Raw genomic sequence first — 18054 nt, forward strand, 5'->3', positions numbered from 1 at the left:
GTCGTGCGCGAATCCGGCGCCTGGTCCTCCGCCGCCGCCTGGGCCAACGACGAACGGGTGGCGGTCGCCTCCGGACGCACGGCGCTCGTACTCGACGCGGACGGCGAGGAGTTGTGGCGTACGGAGCCCGCCGCGTCCACCGTCACCGACCGGGCCTGGCTGCGGCGGGGACGGCGGCTGGCCGTCGCCGCGTGCGGGGCGGTGCGCGGGCACGAGCGCCACACCGCCCAGCCAGTCGTCACCCATCCCTCCATCGGCTCGCACCTCGCGCTCGCCGTGGCCCCGACCGAGAAGTGGATCCGCAGCGGCGACCAGGACGCCTCCATCCACGGTGCCGAGCCTCCCCGCACCCGGGACGGCAGCGAACTGACCATGTCCGGCTACTCGGAGAAGGTCTTCCGCCTCGCCTTCGACGACACCGGCCTCTGGCTCGCCGCCGACGGCGCCCCCGACCTGACGGTCTGGGACTTCTCCCGCAAGGGCCCCGCCGGACACCTCGCCGGCGGCGGCCTCGACGGCACCGCCGCGCTCTGGTACGCCACCGCCGGACAGCCCGCCAACCGGCTGCGCCCGGTGCGCACGCTGGACGACATGGACTCCGCTGTCGCCGCGCCGGCATGGGCAGGACGCACCTGCTGTTCACCGCCCACCGCGACGGCCGCGTCCGGGCCTACAGCCTGCCCTCAGGAGGGACGACACTGTGAACCGCCGTACGGTGACCGTCGGTGCGGCGCGCGCACGCCCCTGCACGCTGGTCGTCTGCCGCGGCTGCTGCTGCGGCAACCCGCGCAAGCACCCCGGCACCGACCACGCCCGGCAGCTCGACCGGCTGCGCGCCGGCGCGGCCGAACACGGCTTCCAGGTCCGCACGACGGACTGCCTCGGCCCCTGCGACCAGCCCAACGTCATCGCCGTCCAGCCCTCCACCGCCGGACGCCGGGCCGGCGGCCGGGCGACCTGGATCGGCTTCGCCATGGACGACGACTGCACCGACGACATCCTGCGCTGGGCCGCCGACGGCGGCCCCGGAATGGCGAAGCCCCCGGCCGCGCTGGAACTGCAGTTCATCCGCCCACCGCGCGAGGCCCGGCTCCATGCACGCCGGTGAACCCGCGCCTGGCCGCGACTCGATGGGCGGCCGCGACGTCATCGCGGCCGCCCGCCTCGACGAGCCGACCGCCGTCTCGGTCGCCGCCACGCTCCAGGCACTGGCCACACCCTCCCGCCTGCTGATCCTCACCACGCTGCGACAGTCCGCGTACTCGGTCACCGAACTCGCCACCGCTGCAGGGATGGAGCAGTCCGCGGTCTCCCACCAACTGCGGCTGCTGCGCACCCTGGGCCTGGTCACCGGACGGCGCGACGGCCGCCGCATCGTCTACCGCCTCTACGACGACCCCAACTCCTCGACCAGGCCGTCCACCACATCGAACACCTGCGGCTCGGCGTGCGGGACCCCGGCTGACGGTCGGGCCGGCGGTCCGCCCGACGCGCGGGAGCCAACTGCGACCACAGCAGGCTGACTTCGAGCCCACACATGCGTGAATTGCCATATGTTAATGTGGCCACGCACGGCCTGCTGAGCACCAGCCGCAGGCGACCGGAGAGCACCACGAGGAGCACCACATGACCACCGCCACCGAACACCGCACCCACGACGGCCACACGCACACCCACGGCGAGGGCTGCGGCCACGTCGCCATCCCGCACGGCGACCACACCGACTACGCGCACGACGGCCACCTCCACAAGGCCCACGAGGGCCACGTCGACGAGTGCGCGAGCGCCGGCCACACCACCCACGAGGGCCACGACCACCAGCACGGCGAGGGCTGCGGTCACGTGGCGGTGCCGCACGAGGACCACGTGGACTACGTGCACGACGGCCACCGTCACGCCGCGCACGACGGTCACTGGGACGACCACTGACCCCATCCGCGTCCGGCGGCGACCCGATCCCGGACCGGAAATCATTGTCACTTGCTAATGTATGCATGTGGCGATGACTCCTCCCCCCTCGACAGCCCCGGCGGACGAACCGATGCGCGCCCTGGAGGCCGCCAGTGACCTGCTGAAGGCGCTGGCCTCCCCCGTCCGCCTCGGCATCGTGCGCGAACTGTCCCAGGGCGGAAAGTACGTCCACGAACTGGTCGCCGCCCTCGGAGTGAGCCAGCCGCTGGTCTCCCAGCACCTGCGGGTTCTGCGCAACTCCCGCATCGTGACAACCCGACGTCAGGCCCGCGAGATCCGGTACCACCTCGCCGACGAACACATCGCCCACATCGTGCTGGACGCCATCCGGCACGCACAGGAGTAGTCCGGCGCCGTCACCGCACGACGGCACCGGACTCCTGTTAATGGCTCTCATTTTCATATAGCGTCGTCGCACACGCGGAGGACTGTGGAGGCAGTCATGACCGAGCGCGACGTGCGCCTGGGCACGATCCAGGAAACCCTGCTGATCCCGCTGTACGGCCGAGCGGTGGAGAACAGCAAGAAGGAAGCCGTCCTGCGCGACCCGGTCGCCGAGGAACTCGTCGCGGCGATCGACTACGACTTCGCCCGCTTCGACGGCCTGCCGAGCCTGCTCGGCACGGTCCTGCGCACCAGCCTGTTCGACCGCTGGGTGGCGGACTTCCTCGCCGAGCAACCCACCGGAACCGTGGTGGAGATCGGCACCGGCCTCAACACCCGCTACGAACGCACCGACAACGGCCGGGCCCGCTGGTTCGACCTCGACCTGCCCGACGTGATCGAACTGCGCCGCACCTTCTTCACCGATACGCCACGCCGCACGATGATCGCCGCGCCAGTGACGGACGAGGCGTGGGCGGACACCGTCGCCGCGCACTCCGGCGGTCCCTACCTCTTCGCCGCCGAAGCCGTCCTGCCCTACCTCCAGGAGACGGAGGTGCGCGACGTGATCGGCCTGCTCGCCGACCACTTCCCCGACTCCCTGCTGGCCCTCGACACCTCCGGCCCCGGCCACTTCGACACCCAGGACCAGCACGACGCGCTGAGCAAGGTCAGCGCCCGGATGCAGTGGAACTGCGCCGATCCGGCACAGCTCGCCGAGTGGCGACCGGGGGTTGAAGTACTGGCCTCCCACACGTTCAGCAACCTCCCCACCCCGATGTTCGACGCACTTCCGACCGCCTGCCAGGACATGCTCAGCAGCCTCGCCGCCCAGCGACTTCCCCGGGTCGAGGACTACCGGCTGAACCTCGTCCGGCTGCCCTGACGCGCAGAGTCACCGAGTTCCGGCACTGCCGAGGAGCGGGTCCGGGACCGCCGTCCAGCCCTCCTGTCCCAGGGACAGCTCGGCGTCGGTGAGCAGGGCCGCGTCCAGCGCGAAGCGGATCGCGGGCCCATCGAGACCGGTTCCGGTCAAGTTGATCTCGTTACGGCGTTCACCGTAGTAGTCGTCCCAATACCAGGAAGCGAGTGTGCGCCGCTGCGGGGAAGCGGCCTCCCAGGCTCTCGAATCTGCCGGCTCCAGCCAGCGGTCTGCCACCCTCAACTCCACATGGGCCCCGGCCGAACGCCAGGTCACCACGGAGTCCGGACAACTGCACAGCCACAGGTGGCCTCGGCCTCGGACAACACCGCGCATCACGACGGGGAGCGCGTCCGCCAGCCGCCCCGAGTGCAGGGGGCGGCGGCTGCGCCACAGCACCGTCTCCACTCCGCTGACGGCGCTGTACCGCTTACGCGGAACCGTCACCGGCTCCAGTCGCGCCTGCCACTCGTCCTCAGCACCAGGAGGCGCGGCCCGGACCAGCGAGGCCGGCAGCTCGGACCAGCCCCCGTCGCTGCCCGAAGGTGTTATGAGGCGGCCACGTGGGTTGAGTTGGGAGGCCAACGCGGCCGCCGCCGACGCCTGTTCACCGACGCTGCCGACGGGAGCCCGCACGAGCAGCACGTCCGCCGCTTCCACCTGCCGAACGGCGGCCTCGGCCGGACTCAGGGCCTCACCACGCTCGCGCCCGGTCCACAGGCGTACCGCCCGATGAACGCAACCGACGTCCACCATGAACGACGACGGTTCGACTCCGACCACTACGGGTGCCGACTCGTAGTAGTCCCCCAGCGAGCCGCTCGCCACGCGAGCACGCCACAGCTCCACCAGGAACGGCAGGACATCGACGTCCCCAGGCAGAGCGAGCACCACGTGCACAGGGCCCGAGGAACGCCGTAGAGACATCAGGTCCTGACGGAGAATCACCACAGGATCGCCCGTCGCACCCCAGGACGCCTCCCGCACGGACGCGTCGACGCTCGACAGGAAGCGTTGGACGACCGGGTACCCCGTGCGCTGATTCTCGATCGACACGGCCAGCAGCACGGCGCGCGGAGAAAGGCGCAACAACTCCTCGACTGCGCTGCCCCGGACGTCGGGGGTGTTGCCGACGACCACACTCAACAGACCCTTCTGCACACCGTCGCCTTTCAGTTGAGGCGGGCGACGTGGTGCGGCGCGGGCGCGGCGCGGAGCCGGTGGGGCAGGGTGCCGTCGTCAGGCATCCCGGCCCGCAGCCAGGCCCCGACCGCTTCGGCGTCGGCCGCGGTGACGAGCGGGCCGAGCCGTACGACGGGCCCGGCCGGCCTGCGATCCGCCGTACACGGCTGCACGGCGGCGTGGAGTCCACGGTCGGACCGGCAGTGCAGAACCTTCTCCAGGCAACTGGTGGAGACCATCACCCCGTGGGGACAGCCCCGGACGGCACTGCGCAGGCCGTCCAGCAGCCCACTGGTCTCTGTGTCACACGACGCGCAGACGACAAGGGTGAACGGACCGCTCCCGCGACCGCGTGCCGCGTCACTCATGTCCGCACCTCCACACCCTCCAGCTATTGGAAATGGTTTCCATTTTTATAGCATGCCGAGCGTCCTGTCGGGCGGCCGCCGGCGAACGTACGGTGTCCCGGGTTCACCGCCGCGCTCGCCGTCCGCTCCGACGCGCGCGACACCAGGCTCGCGGCCGGCCTCCTGGAGTCATCGGGGGCGAGGACCTTCCTGGTCAGCCGGAACGTGCGGGCTGCCGTGGTCGGCGGAGCCCTTTGTTGATGATCACCAGCAGGGCGGCGCCGATCCCGGTGGCGGCCATGCCGGCGCCCGAGGGTGCGGAATCACGGCGCGGGGGCCGGTCGGTGGCGGGCGTGGCGGTGGTGCTCCTTGCTGGTCAGCCCTGACTGTCGGGGATGCGGGTGCAGCAGGTCAGGGCGGTGGCGTTGTCCGCGGCCAGGGACCGGGCCAGTACGACCAGGTCCGCGACGCGCGGGTCGCCGACGGAGTAGCGCAGTTTCTTGCCGTCCCGGCGGGCGGTGACGTAGCCGCAGTCCACGAGGCAGGACAGGTGGACGGACACGCGCGGTTGGGAGATGCCGGCGTGCTCGACACACTCGGCGGAGGTGCGCTCGCCGCCGAGGATGAACTCCAGCAGCTTCAGCCGGGTGGAGTCGGCAAGGGCGCGGAAGAACTTCGCCACGGCGTCGGTGTGCGAGCACGACTCGACCCCGGCCTGCGTCAGGCCGGGGGACTGGATGGGATTCGCGGTCACGGGCAAGCCCTTCCACATGCAGCTATTCGCCTATCCGCATAGTATGGTGGCAGTTTGATATTCGGCAAGGCGTATAGAAGCGTGTCCGGCCTGCGAGCCCGGTGCTTAAGGAGGCGCGGCCGTGAGCAGTGCGAACAGCGGGTACGAGCTGGCGGTCATCGGCTCGGGCGGGGCGGCGTTCGCCGCGGCGATCGCCGCCCGCGCGAAGGGGTCTTCCGTGGTGATGGTCGAGCGCGGCACCACCGGCGGCACGTGCGTGAACACCGGCTGTGTGCCGTCCAAGGCACTGCTGGCCGCGGCCGAGGCCCGGCACGTCGCTCTCGCCCAGCCGTTCCCGGGCATTGCGACCTCGGCCGGTTCGGTGGACTTCCCCGCCCTGATCGGTGGCAAGACCGCCTTGGTGGACGACATGCGCGCCGACAAGTACACGGGCCTGGCATCCGAGTACGGCTGGGAGATCCTGCGCGGCACCGCGTCCTTCACCGGCACCGCCGACGGCCCGGCCCTGCACGTGGCCCTCGCCGGCGGCGGCACGACCACGATCGAGGCCGCGCACTACCTGATCGCCACCGGCTCGGCCCCGTGGGCGCCGCCCATCGACGGGCTGGAGCAGGCCGGGTACCTGACCTCCACCACCGCGATGGAGCTGGAAGCCCTGCCGGAGTCGATGATCGTGGTCGGCGGCAACTACATCGGGCTGGAGCAGGGCCAGCTCTTCGCCCGCCTCGGCACCGAGGTGACCGTCATCGAGGCGCTGGACCGGCTCGCCCCCTTCGAGGAGCCCGAGGTCAGCGAGGCGATCGAGCAGGTCTTCCGGGACGAGGGGATCGGCGTGCACACCGCCGCCACCGTCACGGCCGTGCGCCGCGGCCCTGACGGCTACACCCTCACCGCGGCCCGCGGCGGCGATATGTTCGAGCTCAAGGCGGAGCAGTTGCTGGTGGCCACCGGACGCCGCCCGGTCACCGACGGCCTGAACCTGGAGGCGGTCGGGGTCAAGACCGGCGAGCGCGGCGAGATCGTCGTGGACGAGCACCTGCGCACCGGCAACGAGCGGATCTGGGCCGCCGGGGATGTCACCGGGCATCCGCAGTTCGTCTACGTCGCCGCCGCCCACGGCACGCTGGTCGCCGACAACGCCCTGGACGGCGCCGGGCGCACGCTGGACTACCAGCGCCTGCCCCGGGTCACCTTCACCACGCCGGCGATCGCCGCCGCCGGGCTCACCGACGCCCAGGCGGTCGCCCAGGGGTATGCCTGCGACTGCCGGGTACTGCCGCTGGAACACGTGCCGCGGGCCCTGGTCAACCGGGATACCCGCGGGCTGATCAAGCTCGTCGCCGAGGCCGGCACCGGACGGCTGCTCGGCGCCCATGTCATCGCCGAGGGTGCGGGCGATGTGATCGCCGCCGCCGTCTACGCTCTCGCCAACGCCATGACGGTGCAGCAGATGGCCGACCTGTGGTGCCCGTATCTGACCATGGCCGAGGGGCTGAAGCTCGCCGCCCAGACCTACACCCGGGACGTGGCCAAGCTGTCCTGCTGCGCGAGCTGAGCGCCAAGAGAGTGGAGGAGAGTGTCGCCATGACCGGACCGCAGACGAGGCCGATGACCGTCGGAGAGCTCTCCCGCCGCACCGGCGTCCCGGTCAAGACCCTGCGCCAGTACACCGATCTCGGGCTCGTCTACACCCTTGGCCGCAGCCCGGCAGGCTACCGGCTGTTCACCGCGGACGCCCTGTGGTGCGTGCACTGGATCGGCGAACTGCGCGGTCTCGGGCTGACCGTGGCGGAGATCCGCGAGCTGACCACCGCCTACCTGGAGCGCACCGGGCACCGCTTCGGCCCGGCACTCGCCGAGCGGCTGCGGGCGGCGCGAGAGCGGCAGAGGGCCCGTATCGCCGCGGCTGAGCAGACGCTCGACAGGATCGCCGCGTTCGAGAAGGCACACCGAGCCCAGCTCGCGGACGCAAGCGGCAGCTGCTGGGCGGACGACCCGCGATGCGCCGCGAGCACTTGACCCTCCCCCCGGGGGCAGACCCTACGGTCCCAGGCATCGGACCCACCCGGTACCTGGAAGGAGTCCGCCATGGACACCGACACCCGGCAGTTCACCACCCGCTTCCTCGACGCGGTCGGCAGCGCACCCGGCGTCAACTTCCCACTGCTGCGCCCCGTGCAGACCCTGCTCGTGGGCGGCGGGCCGGTTGCCATCGCGCGCCTCGCCGCCCACACCGGGCGGAGTGAGGAGGAGATCCGCACCGCGCTGGCCGCCATGCCGGACACCGAGTACGACGCCGAGGGCCGCATCATCGGCTTCGGTCTCACCCTCAACCCCACCCCACACCGCTACGAGACACACGGCCGCACCTTCTACACCTGGTGCGCGCTGGACACGCTGGTCTTCCCCGCGATCCTCGGCGAGAGCGCGAAGGTGACCTCCCCGTGCCGCGCGACAGGGGAGCCGGTGCGGCTGACCGCGACGCCGGACGGCCCGGCCGACGTGGAGCCCGCCACCGCGGTCGTCTCACTGGTCGCCCCCGGCGCCCCGGCCTCGGTGCGCTCCTCCTTCTGCAACCAGATCCACTTCTTCATCAGCGCCCGGGCCGCGAAGGAGTGGCTCGCCGAGCACCCGGACGCGCGCGTCCTGCCCGTCGCCGATGCCTACGAGGCCGGACGGCCGCTGATCGAGCGGGTGTTGGCCGGCACCTCTGCGGCCGACTGCTGCTGACCTGGCGCCGGGCCCTCGGGCGTCGGCGCGGTGCCGGGACGCGGTCAGGTGTTCGGCGTGCCGATCCGCAGCCGGTTGCCGTCGGCGTCCCGCAGTTCGATCTCGCGGCCCAGGGAACGTCGTGGACGGGCACGCCGAACTCGGCACCGGTGCTCCCACTGCTGGACGAAGCCCAGGCGCTCGTACCAGCGGACCGCCGCCGCGGCATCCGCGACGTGCAGGATCGGGATGGCTTCCTCGTCCATGCGTCTCATCGTCCCCCACAGCACCTCGGCAGTCCGCCACACCGCGGGCGCCTCTCGCGCACTGAACAGCGGGGGACGCGTCAGGCCACGGCAGGCGGGGCGTCGGGGAGTGGCAGGGCGATGGCCCCGCCGGGCAGGTCCGGCTTCGAACGCCTACGACAGGGGCATCACGCCTCCTGGCCTTGGCTCGCGAGCAGCGATTCCCGATGGATTCCGCCCGGGTTCAGGTTCCATGCCTCGACGGTGAAGTCACTGCGGCCGGTGCCTGTCGTGCGGGCTTGCAGCCGCCACGGCCCGTCAGCGACCGGATAGAACCTGAGGGTGAGGACCTGGCCGTCGGCGAGATAGACCTCGGCGATCGAACGGTCCACGATCACGCGCAGCTCGACAGGGGTGCCGGGGGTCATCGCGGCGGGGCACGGGACGGTGTACGTGCCTGCTCGTGCTCGTGCGTCCAGTGATGCATGGCCGCGGTCGACGGTGAGGTGGCCACCCGCGGCGTCGAGGCTGATGTCGAGGCACTCGGTGCCGTCCGCAGAGGTGACCAGGCGCAGGCCGCTCGTACCTGTGGGGTCGGATGTCAGGACGGCGGTGAGGTCGAAGGTGCGGCTGACCGGACCGAGTTCGACCGCCTCGGACCGTGTGACGTGTCCGGTGCGGTGCAGTACGCGCTCGCCGCGCAGGGCAAGCAGCTCGCGGGCGGGGCGTTGGACGACCGTGCCATCGGCGGTGAGGGTCACCTCGCGGGGGAGGGTAAGGACGCCTGCCCAGCCCGCTTCGTGCGCCCAGGCGTCGTCGCGGGCCTCCCAGGCCCAGCCCCACAGCAGCCAGCGGTCTTCCCCGGGGGCCTTCAGCAGGGCGGGAGCGTAGAGGTCCGGGCCGTGGTCCAGCGGCGCCGGCGGTGCGGCCGCAGTGAAGCGGCCGTCCTGCTCGTGCCCGGTGTGGACGGTCGTGTGGCTGGGGCCGCCTCGCGGGGTCCAGTCGCTGACGATCAGGATGCCTCGGTCGCCGAAGGTCGCGTACTGGGGGCACTCCCAGCCGACCGGGTCACGTCCGGCGGCGGGGTTGCTGGTATGGAAGGGACCGCGGTACTCCCAGTGCTCCAGGTCGGCGGACTCGTACAACTGTGCTGCGGCGCGGCCGTCGGCGAGGGCCGAACCGACCAGCATCCGCCAGCGGCCGTCCTGCTGCCAGACGTAGGGGTCCCGGTACATGGTGGTGTCGGCGGGCGGCTCCGGGATGAGCAGGTCCGGGCGCTTGGCCCAGGTGTGCCCGTCGTCGTGAGACTCGGCTGTGGTGACCGGCTGCCACCAACGGTCATCGCGGTGGGCCGAGTAGAAGGCCACGATGCGGCCGTCCACGGAGACCGCGTTGCCCGAAAAGCAGCCGTTGGCGTCGTATCCGTCCGGCGTGGGGGCGAGAGCCACCGGGAGGGGCTCCCAGTTGATCAGGTCGGAGCTGCGGAAGTGGCCCCAGTGCACGTTCGCGTGCTGCGGGCCGTACGGGTTGTACTGGAAGAACACGTGGTAGTGGCCGTCGTGGAAGACCAGCCCGTTGGGGTCGTTGATCCAGTTGCGAGGCGGTCTCAGGTGTACGGCGGGCAGGTGGGGGTGGGCAGGCGACGTGGACACACGGGGCCTTTCTCGGGGTGCGCGAAGCACACGGGGTCAGACGAGAAGAAGGGGCTGGCGGGCGGTGCGCGTGCGTGGGGTCAGCCCTTGACGCCGGTGGAGGCGATGCTGTTGACGAACGACCGCTGGAATGCCACGAACAGGGCGAGGATCGGCACGGTGATCATGGAGGAGTACGCCATGATCTGGCCCCAGCCGACGTTGAGTTGGAAGAAGTAGGAGATGCCCACCATCACCGGCCGCAGCTCCTCGCTCTGTACGACCATGAGCGGCCAGAGGTAGGAGTTCCAGGCGGGCAGGAAGGTGAGGATGGCGACGGTGGCGACCGCCGGGCCGGACAGCGGCATGACGATGCGGCGGTAGACGGTGAACCAGCCCGCGCCGTCCATGACCGCCGCCTCGTCCAGCTCCTTGGGGATGCTCTGGAAGTACTGGTGGAAGAAGAAGACCGAGAAGGCATTGGCGACGAACGGCAGGATCTGGACCTGGTAGGTGTCCATCCAGCCGGTGGTCCACTCCAGGTGGAAGCCGTTGACGCGGAGCAGCGGCAGTTGGTTGATCCACCACACCAGCGGCAGGGCGAAGGTCTCGAACGGCACGATGAGGGTGGCGATGACGGCGGTCAGGACCGCCTTGCGGCCGGGCATGCGCATCCGGGAGAGGGCGAAGGCCGCAATGCTGTTGACGATGATGCCGAGCACCACGGTGATCAACGAGATCAGCACGGAGTTCAGCAGGAACCGTGCAGCCGGGACCCGCTCGAACACGCTCGTGTAGTTGTCGAGTGACAGGGCGCCGACCGGGAGGAAGGCGCGCAGGGAGCCCAGGTCGCCGAAGATCTGGTCCTCCGGCTTGAACGACGAGACCAGCATGAACACGAGTGGGAGCGAGAAGACCAGGGCCAGGACGACACGGCCGGCGTGCCCGCCGAGGTGCTTCAGGAGGGAGGTCATGTCAGTCCTTCTCCCGGGTCAGGAAACGCTGGACGAGGGACACGCTCAGTACGAGCACGAAGAAGACGAGCGAGATGGCCGCCGCGTACGCGGTCTGCTGCTGCTCGTAGCCGGTGCGCACCGCCTGGTAGACGACGGTGGTGGTGGAGTCGAGGGGGCCGCCCTCGGTCATCACGTTGATCTGGGTGAACAGGCCGAACGCCGCGATGGTGATGGTGACCAGCACGAACGTGCGGGTGGCGCGCAGTCCGGGCCAGGTGACATGGCGGAAGCGGTGCCAGCGGGTGGCGCCGTCGAGGTCGGCGGCCTCGTACAGCTCGGTGGGGATGGTCTGCAGACCGGCCAGCCAGATGATCATATGGAAGCCGACACCCTGCCACACCGACATCAGGATGATGGCGGGCATGGCGGTGGCCGGGTCGCCCAGCCAGTCGCGGCCCTCGACATGGCCGGGGGTGAGCGCCGAGATGATGTGGTTGACCAGGCCGTCCTTCTGGTAGAGGAAGGTCCACAGCAGGGACACCACGACCATCGAGGTGACGACCGGCAGGAAGTAGACGGTGCGGAAGAAGTTGACGCCGCGCACCTTCGCGTTCACCAGCAGCGCCAGCACCAGTGCGAGCCCTGCCTGCAACGGGACGACGGCGGTGAAGTACACCGTGTTGCGCAGGGACTTGAAGAAGACCGGGTCCTCGAAGAGCCGGGTGAAGTTCTGCATGCCCACGAAGCGGGCCAGGGTGGGAGACACGAGCCGCGCGTCGGTGAAGGCCAGGGCAAAGGTCAGGGCGAGCGGTACGACGACGAAGACGATCAGCAGCACCACGGCCGGGGTGGCCATGCCAAGGGCGGTGAGGCCCTCACGGCGGCGGGCGTTGGTCGTTCGGGTCCGCCGCACCGGACGCAGCCGCGCGAGGGCTGCGGTCATGGTGGTCACGGTAGCTCCAGGGGGGTGCCGGTCCGGTTCGGGCGCGCGGGGTAGGCGCGGTCGGGGCCCGAACCGGACCGGAGCGGGTCAGCCGGCGTAGTAGTCGTTCGACTTCAGGTCGTTGTCGATGTCCTTCGCGGCCCGGCCCAGAGCGTCCTTGGGGTCGGCCCCGGCCAGGATGTCCTGGGCCGCCTTCTGGAACTCGGTGGAGATGTAGGGGTAGGCCGGGGTGACCGGGCGCACTTCCGCGAACTCGCGCGCGAACTGGACGAACACGTTGAACTTCCCGCCCGGCTGGTAGTCGGCGACCTGCTGCGCGGCGGCGTCGGTGGCCGGGATGGTGCTGGTGGCCTTGGCGTAGTCGACGAAGTACTTGGTCTGGCGGGAGAACTTCAGCCATGCCTCGGCGCCGGCCTTGTTGGAGCAGGTGGAGCTCATGGCCCACTGCCAGGAAGCGCCGCCGATCCTGGGCCCGTTGCCGAAGTCGACCGGCGGGATGATCGCGAGGTCGTCGCCGAGCTTCTCGGCATTCTTGGCGGCGTTCCAGCTGCCGTCCCAGTGGATGGCGCTCTTGCCGGCCAGGAAGTCCTTGTTGGGGTCGGCCCCGGACTTCTTCGACAGATAGCCCTTCTTCACCAGCGAGCCGAACCAGGTCCCCCACCCCACGGACTTCGCGCCGTCCAGGGTGCCCGAGGCGGTCTTGTAGCCGTCACGGTCGATCAGGTCGCCGCCGAAGCTCTGCAACTGCGGTGAGTACGCGTAGGGGTACCACTCACCGAGACCCCCCGTGCCCATCTCCAGCGGGTACTCGAACTTCCCGCTCTTCTTCAGCTTGGCCAGCGCGGCATCGAACTCGCCCTTCGTCCAAGGCTTGTCGGTGGTCGGGATGCGGATGTCGTACTCGTTCAGCACGGACTTGCGGGCGAAGAAGGTGAGGGAGACGTCGTAGAAGCCGAACGCGTAGAGCTTGTCCCGGTAGCGGCCGACGGTGCTCGGCAGTTGGTCGTCCAGGGGGACCTCGCTGCCGGAGACGTCAAGGGGGGCCAGGTAGCCACCCCAGGCCCAGTTCGGCACGTTGGGGCCGTCCACGTCGAGCAGGCAGGGCAGCTTGCGGGCGGAGGCAGCGGCCACGACGGAGTTGTTGTAGTCGCTCTGCGGAAACGCCTGCAGCTTGACCTTGTACTTGCTCTGAGAGCTGTTGAAGTCCTCGATGATCTTTTTGACGACGTCGAGTTCGGCCGAGTTGCCGGCGTTGTGCGTCCACAGGATGAGCGTGTCGCCGTCGGCTCCGGACGTGCTGCCGCCGCCGCTTCCGGTCGCGCATCCGGCGACCAGCGCGGTCGCCGCCAAGGCGGCTACACTCGCACCAGCGAGGCGCCTGGTTCTGAACACCACGAGGGTTCCTCCATCTCACTGAGACGGGTCTTGCCGGACCCGCCTGCGCGACCGGTTGCGACGGTCGCGGTTCTTGGTGGTGGTCCCGCCGCCCGGGTCTCGCTCCGGGCGGCGGGACCACCGTCTTTCGGGCGCCGGTATCAGCCCTCAGCAGGCGTGCCGATGGAGGCACGCTCCTGCAGCGGCATGGGCACACGGTGTACGACGGCTTCGAGCGGCCCCTTGTGGAGGATCAGCTCCACGGCCAGGCGGCCGAGCCGGTAGTGCGGCAGTTTCAGCGTGGTGAGCGCCGGGCGCAGGACGGATGCGATGTCCTGGTCGTCGAAGGAGACCACCGACACGTCGCCGGGCACCGACAGACCCGCCTCCCCCAGCGCCTGATAGGCGCCGAAGGACACCCGATCGGCCAGGCACACCAGCGCCCGTGGGCGGTGGCCCGCCGCGAGCAGCGCGGCAACCTCCCGGTAGCCGTCCGGCGTGTCCCAGTCGCACTCGATGACGCCGTCCAGGCGTGCGCCGCCCTCCCGCAGGACCTCCTCCAGGCCGCGCATGCGCTCGTTGCCGGCGATGATCCCCTCCGGTGTGGCCGGGACGGCCTGGTGACCGCCGATCGCCCAGATGCCCTCGGTATGTCCGGCCGCGAGCAGGGCCCGTGCCGCGTCCCGGCCGGCCTCCAGTTCGTCCGGCACCACCGACGGCGCGTCGAATCCGGGGGCCAGGCAGTTCAGCAGGACCACCCGGCGCCCGAACAGCTCCTTGGGCGGCGTCACGTACCGGGTGAACATGGACGCGTAGATCACCGCGTCGACCTGGCGGTCCAGCAGCGCGTGGACCAGTGACGACTCGGCGTCGCGATCGCCGCCCGCCTCCGTGATGAACAGCAGGTTGTCCCGCTCCCGCGCGGCCTCCATCGCGCCGCGGATCACCTCGCCCGCGAACGGTGTCGTAGTGATCCGGTCCGACACGAACCCGATGGTCTGTGTCGACTTCGTCCGCAGGCTGCGCGCGGTGACGTTCGGGCGGTAGCCCAGCTCCTTCGCGGCCTCCAGCACCTTCTGGCGGGAGGCGTCCGAGATGCGCATGTCGGTGCGACCGGACAGGGCGAACGACGCGGTCGTCGGCGAGACGCCCGCCTTGCGGGCGACGTCGGCCATGGTCACACGACGCTCAGACATCAGCTGCTCAGCTCCGTTGTTAAATCGGATTAGCAAGGTGCGACGAGACTGATGCGCGCATCCTCCGATGTCAACACCCCGGACACTTCAAATGGGATACGCGGGCATTATGTGCCGTTTTGTGAGGCCTTCGGATAACGGCCAGGCGCGAACGATGCCGAGCCACCCGCTTAAACCGATTTGGCAAGGCGCCAGACCTGCCGCGCACCGCACAGGAGCCGGTCCGCTGGGTGGGAGCGACCGCCGGCCGCACCAACTCTCGGCGCCGCAGGAAAAGCGCATGCTCGGCGTGCGGCGCTGTTGCTACCATCGGCGCCATGATCACGCCTTCGCCTCAGCACCGGATGATGCCCCGCTCACGGGGCTGCTGAGCACGGACGCGTACCGAATCCGAGGCCCCGGGACGGGGCCTCGACGCATTGTGCGGACCGGCCTCGCCGCCCGGCAGGAGGACCCATGACCGCACGACGGCACTACATCACCACGACCATTCCGTACGTCAACGCACACCCGCACCTGGGCTTCGCCCTGGAACTCGTCCAGGCGGACACACTGGCCCGCCACCGCCGATGGCGCGGGGACCACGTGCGGTTGCTGAGCGGGACCGACGACAACTCCCTGAAGAACGTCCTGGCTGCCGAGGTCGAGGGCGTCGAGGTGCGTGCGCTGGTAGACCGTAACGCTGAGGCGTTCGCCGCCCTGCGCGGCCCGCTGACGCTGTCGCTCGACGACTTCATCCGCACCAGCAGCGACCCGCGCCACCGCATCGGCGTGGAGCGCCTGTGGCGGCGGTGCGCCGCCGCGGGCGACCTCTACCGCAAGGAGTACAAGGGCCTGTACTGCGTCGGCTGCGAGCAGTTCTGCACCGAGGACGAACTGGTCGCCGGACGGTGCCCCGAGCACGGCACCGAACCCGAGCTCGTCACGGAGGAGAACTGGTTCTTCCGGCTGTCCCGCCACGCCGACCGGCTCCACGACCTGATCGCCGGCGGCACCCTGCGTATCGAGCCCGCCGCCCGGCGCAACGAGGTACTCGCCCTGATCGAGGGCGGACTGCACGACTTCTCCGTCTCCCGGTCGCACACCCGCGCCCGGGGCTGGGGCATTCCCGTGCCCGACGACCCCTCCCAGGTCGTCTACGTGTGGTGGGACGCGCTGGGCAACTACGTCACCAGCCTCGGCTACGGCACCGGCGACGCCGCCTATGAGCAGTGGTGGGTGAGCAGCGAGCGCCGCATCCACCTGGTCGGCAAAGGCGTGGTGCGCTTCCACGCCGTGTACTGGCCGGCCATGCTGCTGTCGGCCGGACTGCCGCTGCCCACCGACATCCTCGTCCACGACTACCTCACCGTCGACGGCCGCAAGATCAGCAAGTCCGGTGGGACCACCGTCGACCCCGTCGCTCTGGCCGACGCCTACGGCACGGACGCGGTGCGCTGGTGGCTGCTGCGCGAGGTCCCCCGTGTCGGTGACGCCGACTTCACCCGCGAACGACTGATCGCCCGCGCCGACGCGGACCTCGCCGGAGGGCTGGGCAACCTTGTCCACCGCATCGTGACGATGGTTCACCGATACCGCGGCGGGGCAGTGCCCTTGCTGGGCGCCGATCAGTTCGCTGTGGCGACGTTGCTGGACGTGTGCCGGAAGGCACCTGGCCGGATCGATGCCGCACTGGCCGACTTCGACTTCCGCCACGCCACGGGCGCCGTGTGGAGCATCGTCGAGGAGGCCAACCGCTGCATCGACACCACCCGCCCCTGGGAACTGGCCCGAGCGGAACGGCAGGGCAACGCAGGCGCGGCCGAACGCCTCGACGCCGTCCTCGCCGCCCTGGTCACGGCATGCCGCGTCCTCGCCGACGAGGTTCAGCTCTTCATCCCCGACGCCGCCGCACGGATCGCGCAGCAGGTAACGTCCGTCGACGGGAGCCTGCCGCCCGCACACCCGATCTTCCCCCGCCTCCAAGACAGCACGCGGCAACCGGAACATCCCTGACGCGGATCGGCGGCACGGGGTGTGGTCGAACTGCTGCTCATCCGACGGAAGTTGGCGCGGGGGGCACGAGGTCAGGACAGGACCTCCCCCCTGCGCGGCCACAAGCCTCTCTCGCCCGCCCAGGCAGGCTCGGCACCCGCGATGTACCGGTCTGTCTCCACTCGGGCGGGCCCAGGGATACGTGGACTCAGCCACCAACTCCACGGCAGCTTCTCGGCGAGCTCGTCGACGGTCGGGAGTGGCAGATGCATCCGGACCAGCGGTTGCGCAGCTCGACGAACAGGGCGCGCGCCCCACTGCGGTCCTGCGAGTCATGCGGCGCGGTCGGCACCCCCTGCCTACGGCCCTGATCGGAGACCCTTGGGCGGATCACCGCTGAAGATCCGGCCCTGCCCCGGCATCCGGCCCGCCCTGCGGCTAGATTGTGTGCCATCCAGTCAAGTCCGGGAGATCTCATGCCAGTTGAACGACCGATCATCAACAGCGGCGTGCCCCACTCCGCACGCATCTGGAACCACTGGCTCGGCGGCAAGGACTGCTACGAGATCGACCGGCAGGTCGGCGACCAGATCGCCGAGGCCAACCCGGCCATCCGCGACATCGCCCGGGAGCAGCGGGCGTTCCTGGTCCGTACCGTGGAGTACCTCGTCACCGAGGCCGGCCTCCGCCAGTTCCTGGACGTGGGCACCGGCCTGCCCACCGCGAACAACACCCACGAGGTCGCCCAGCGCCTGGTCCCCGAGACCCGGATCGTCTACGTCGATCACGACCCGATCGTGCTGGCCCACGCCGAGGCACTCCTCACCAGCACTCCGGAGGGCGCCACCGCCTACATCGACGCCGACCTGAAGAACCCCGAGGCGATCCTGGAACAGGCCGCCACGACACTCGACCTCACCCAACCCGTGGCGCTGATCCTGCTGGGCATCGCCGCCCATGTCACCGACGACTCCGTCTACGCCATCGTGAGCCGCCTCGTCGACGCCCTGCCGTCCGGCAGCTACCTCGTGTTCTGCGACAGCACCGAGGTCGTCCACCCCGAGCAGCAGCGCGCGATGATCGAACAGTGGAACAAGGCGAGCGACAACCCCCGCCTCAACCGCAGCCCGGAACAACTCGCCCGCTTCTTCGACGGCCTGGACCTGCTGGAACCCGGTCTCGTCTCGGTATCCCGCTGGCGCCCCGCGGACACGGATGCGCAAGCGCCTGCCGAGGTCGACACCTTCGGCGGCGTGGCACGCAAACCCTAGCCACGGCCTGTCTGTCGGATCTTGTGACGGACGAGGAATGGGCACGGCTGAAACCGCATGTGCCCAAGTCCGGGCAGCACGCTGGGCAGCGTGGGACAAGGTCTACGCGGCCGATCCTGGCCTAGGGCCTGTTGCGAAAGTGGATCTTGTTCGTTGATGATCACGTCCCGTGGGACGTGGGGATCTGACGAACGG

At 70.2% G+C, this 18054-nt stretch carries 18 protein-coding genes and 2 pseudogenes; 10 read left to right on the plus strand and 10 right to left on the minus strand.

Annotated features, from left to right (window positions below):
• Window positions 1-374 (minus strand): hypothetical protein (locus ACP4J3_RS48780; RefSeq protein WP_426544397.1); only part of this gene is annotated, 374 nt, incomplete at its 3' end.
• Window positions 375-700: 326 nt separating this feature from the next.
• Here ACP4J3_RS48780 and ACP4J3_RS48785 point away from each other — a divergent pair.
• The 5 genes and pseudogenes from ACP4J3_RS48785 to ACP4J3_RS48805 all read left to right on the plus strand — a co-directional run bounded on the left by ACP4J3_RS48785 (window position 701) and on the right by ACP4J3_RS48805 (window position 3241).
• Window positions 701-1108: a (2Fe-2S) ferredoxin domain-containing protein gene (locus ACP4J3_RS48785; RefSeq protein WP_426544399.1), complete on the plus strand. Its 408-nt coding sequence runs from the start codon at window positions 701-703 to the stop codon at window positions 1106-1108.
• Window positions 1095-1465: pseudogene (locus ACP4J3_RS48790) on the plus strand (ArsR/SmtB family transcription factor). Before ACP4J3_RS48785 ends, ACP4J3_RS48790 begins: the two are co-directional and overlap by 14 nt.
• Before the next feature lie 161 nt (window positions 1466-1626).
• Window positions 1627-1929, plus strand: coding sequence for a hypothetical protein (locus ACP4J3_RS48795; RefSeq protein ID WP_426544401.1), 303 nt, complete (start codon window positions 1627-1629; stop codon window positions 1927-1929).
• A 73-nt stretch (window positions 1930-2002) separates the two neighbouring features.
• Window positions 2003-2317, plus strand: a complete 315-nt coding sequence (locus ACP4J3_RS48800) for an ArsR/SmtB family transcription factor (RefSeq protein WP_426544403.1) — start codon at window positions 2003-2005, stop codon at window positions 2315-2317.
• A 96-nt stretch (window positions 2318-2413) separates the two neighbouring features.
• Entirely contained in the window at window positions 2414-3241 is an 828-nt protein-coding gene (locus tag ACP4J3_RS48805; RefSeq protein WP_426544405.1) for a class I SAM-dependent methyltransferase, read from the plus strand.
• A 9-nt stretch (window positions 3242-3250) separates the two neighbouring features.
• On the opposite strand, the gene ACP4J3_RS48810 is transcribed toward ACP4J3_RS48805, so the two are convergent.
• The 3 genes from ACP4J3_RS48810 to ACP4J3_RS48820 all read right to left on the minus strand — a co-directional run bounded on the left by ACP4J3_RS48810 (window position 3251) and on the right by ACP4J3_RS48820 (window position 5560).
• Complete coding sequence (locus tag ACP4J3_RS48810; protein ID WP_426544431.1) at window positions 3251-4417, minus strand: GTP-binding protein; 1167 nt, start codon at window positions 4415-4417, stop codon at window positions 3251-3253.
• Window positions 4418-4449: 32 nt separating this feature from the next.
• The gene (locus tag ACP4J3_RS48815; RefSeq protein WP_426544407.1) at window positions 4450-4827 is read right to left on the minus strand and encodes a hypothetical protein; all 378 of its coding nucleotides are present in this window, start codon (window positions 4825-4827) and stop codon (window positions 4450-4452) included.
• A gap of 355 nt (window positions 4828-5182) precedes the next feature.
• Window positions 5183-5560 carry an ArsR/SmtB family transcription factor gene (locus ACP4J3_RS48820; protein WP_426544409.1) on the minus strand — a complete coding sequence of 126 codons (378 nt, stop codon included), beginning with the start codon at window positions 5558-5560 and terminating at the stop codon, window positions 5183-5185.
• Between the two features lie 121 nt (window positions 5561-5681).
• On the opposite strand from ACP4J3_RS48820, the gene merA reads away from it, so the two are divergent.
• The 3 genes from merA (at window position 5682) to merB (ending at window position 8290) form a co-directional block, all read left to right on the plus strand.
• A complete protein-coding gene (merA, locus tag ACP4J3_RS48825; protein ID WP_426544411.1) occupies window positions 5682-7115 on the plus strand; it encodes a mercury(II) reductase in 1434 nt (477 codons plus the stop codon).
• A 29-nt stretch (window positions 7116-7144) separates the two neighbouring features.
• On the plus strand, window positions 7145-7579 hold the full coding sequence (locus tag ACP4J3_RS48830; RefSeq protein ID WP_426544413.1) for a MerR family transcriptional regulator: 435 nt from the start codon (window positions 7145-7147) through the stop codon (window positions 7577-7579).
• 69 nt (window positions 7580-7648) lie between these two features.
• Window positions 7649-8290 (plus strand): organomercurial lyase MerB, encoded by a 642-nt coding sequence (merB, locus tag ACP4J3_RS48835; RefSeq protein WP_426544415.1) that lies wholly within the window; start codon window positions 7649-7651, stop codon window positions 8288-8290.
• A 44-nt stretch (window positions 8291-8334) separates the two neighbouring features.
• On the opposite strand, the pseudogene ACP4J3_RS48840 reads toward merB, so the two are convergent.
• From ACP4J3_RS48840 to ACP4J3_RS48865, 6 genes and pseudogenes are all read right to left on the minus strand, one after another.
• A pseudogene (locus ACP4J3_RS48840) lies at window positions 8335-8535 on the minus strand (hypothetical protein).
• A gap of 167 nt (window positions 8536-8702) precedes the next feature.
• A complete protein-coding gene (locus ACP4J3_RS48845) occupies window positions 8703-10166 on the minus strand; it encodes a glycoside hydrolase family 32 protein (RefSeq protein ID WP_426544417.1) in 1464 nt (487 codons plus the stop codon).
• A gap of 80 nt (window positions 10167-10246) precedes the next feature.
• Window positions 10247-11119 carry a carbohydrate ABC transporter permease gene (locus ACP4J3_RS48850; protein ID WP_426544419.1) on the minus strand — a complete coding sequence of 291 codons (873 nt, stop codon included), beginning with the start codon at window positions 11117-11119 and terminating at the stop codon, window positions 10247-10249.
• A 1-nt stretch (window position 11120) separates the two neighbouring features.
• Window positions 11121-12044 (minus strand): carbohydrate ABC transporter permease, encoded by a 924-nt coding sequence (locus tag ACP4J3_RS48855; RefSeq protein ID WP_426544421.1) that lies wholly within the window; start codon window positions 12042-12044, stop codon window positions 11121-11123.
• An 87-nt stretch (window positions 12045-12131) separates the two neighbouring features.
• Complete coding sequence (locus ACP4J3_RS48860) at window positions 12132-13394, minus strand: extracellular solute-binding protein (protein ID WP_426544423.1); 1263 nt, start codon at window positions 13392-13394, stop codon at window positions 12132-12134.
• A gap of 185 nt (window positions 13395-13579) precedes the next feature.
• Window positions 13580-14614, minus strand: coding sequence for a LacI family DNA-binding transcriptional regulator (locus ACP4J3_RS48865; RefSeq protein WP_426544425.1), 1035 nt, complete (start codon window positions 14612-14614; stop codon window positions 13580-13582).
• A gap of 456 nt (window positions 14615-15070) precedes the next feature.
• On the opposite strand from ACP4J3_RS48865, the gene metG reads away from it, so the two are divergent.
• On the plus strand, window positions 15071-16609 hold the full coding sequence (gene metG / locus ACP4J3_RS48870; RefSeq protein ID WP_426544427.1) for a methionine--tRNA ligase: 1539 nt from the start codon (window positions 15071-15073) through the stop codon (window positions 16607-16609).
• A 455-nt stretch (window positions 16610-17064) separates the two neighbouring features.
• Window positions 17065-17859: an SAM-dependent methyltransferase gene (locus tag ACP4J3_RS48875; RefSeq protein ID WP_426544429.1), complete on the plus strand. Its 795-nt coding sequence runs from the start codon at window positions 17065-17067 to the stop codon at window positions 17857-17859.
• Window positions 17860-18054: the final 195 nt, after the last annotated feature.

The organism is Streptomyces sp. UG1 (assembly GCF_049974585.1).
Lineage (GTDB): Bacteria > Actinomycetota > Actinomycetes > Streptomycetales > Streptomycetaceae > Streptomyces.

What these genes read in the sequence shown, in the direction of transcription:
- ACP4J3_RS48795 (WP_426544401.1), top strand. Translation starts at nt 1,627, where the DNA reads ATGACCACCGCCACCGAACACCGCACCCACGACGGCCACACGCACACC.
- ACP4J3_RS48800 (WP_426544403.1), top strand. Translation starts at nt 2,003, where the DNA reads ATGACTCCTCCCCCCTCGACAGCCCCGGCGGACGAACCGATGCGCGCC.
- ACP4J3_RS48805 (WP_426544405.1), top strand. Translation starts at nt 2,414, where the DNA reads ATGACCGAGCGCGACGTGCGCCTGGGCACGATCCAGGAAACCCTGCTG.
- ACP4J3_RS48815 (WP_426544407.1), bottom strand. Translation starts at nt 4,827, where the DNA reads ATGAGTGACGCGGCACGCGGTCGCGGGAGCGGTCCGTTCACCCTTGTC.
- ACP4J3_RS48830 (WP_426544413.1), top strand. Translation starts at nt 7,145, where the DNA reads ATGACCGGACCGCAGACGAGGCCGATGACCGTCGGAGAGCTCTCCCGC.
- merB (WP_426544415.1), top strand. Translation starts at nt 7,649, where the DNA reads ATGGACACCGACACCCGGCAGTTCACCACCCGCTTCCTCGACGCGGTC.
- ACP4J3_RS48850 (WP_426544419.1), bottom strand. Translation starts at nt 11,119, where the DNA reads ATGACCTCCCTCCTGAAGCACCTCGGCGGGCACGCCGGCCGTGTCGTC.
- ACP4J3_RS48855 (WP_426544421.1), bottom strand. Translation starts at nt 12,044, where the DNA reads ATGACCGCAGCCCTCGCGCGGCTGCGTCCGGTGCGGCGGACCCGAACG.
- ACP4J3_RS48865 (WP_426544425.1), bottom strand. Translation starts at nt 14,614, where the DNA reads ATGTCTGAGCGTCGTGTGACCATGGCCGACGTCGCCCGCAAGGCGGGC.
- metG (WP_426544427.1), top strand. Translation starts at nt 15,071, where the DNA reads ATGACCGCACGACGGCACTACATCACCACGACCATTCCGTACGTCAAC.
- ACP4J3_RS48875 (WP_426544429.1), top strand. Translation starts at nt 17,065, where the DNA reads ATGCCAGTTGAACGACCGATCATCAACAGCGGCGTGCCCCACTCCGCA.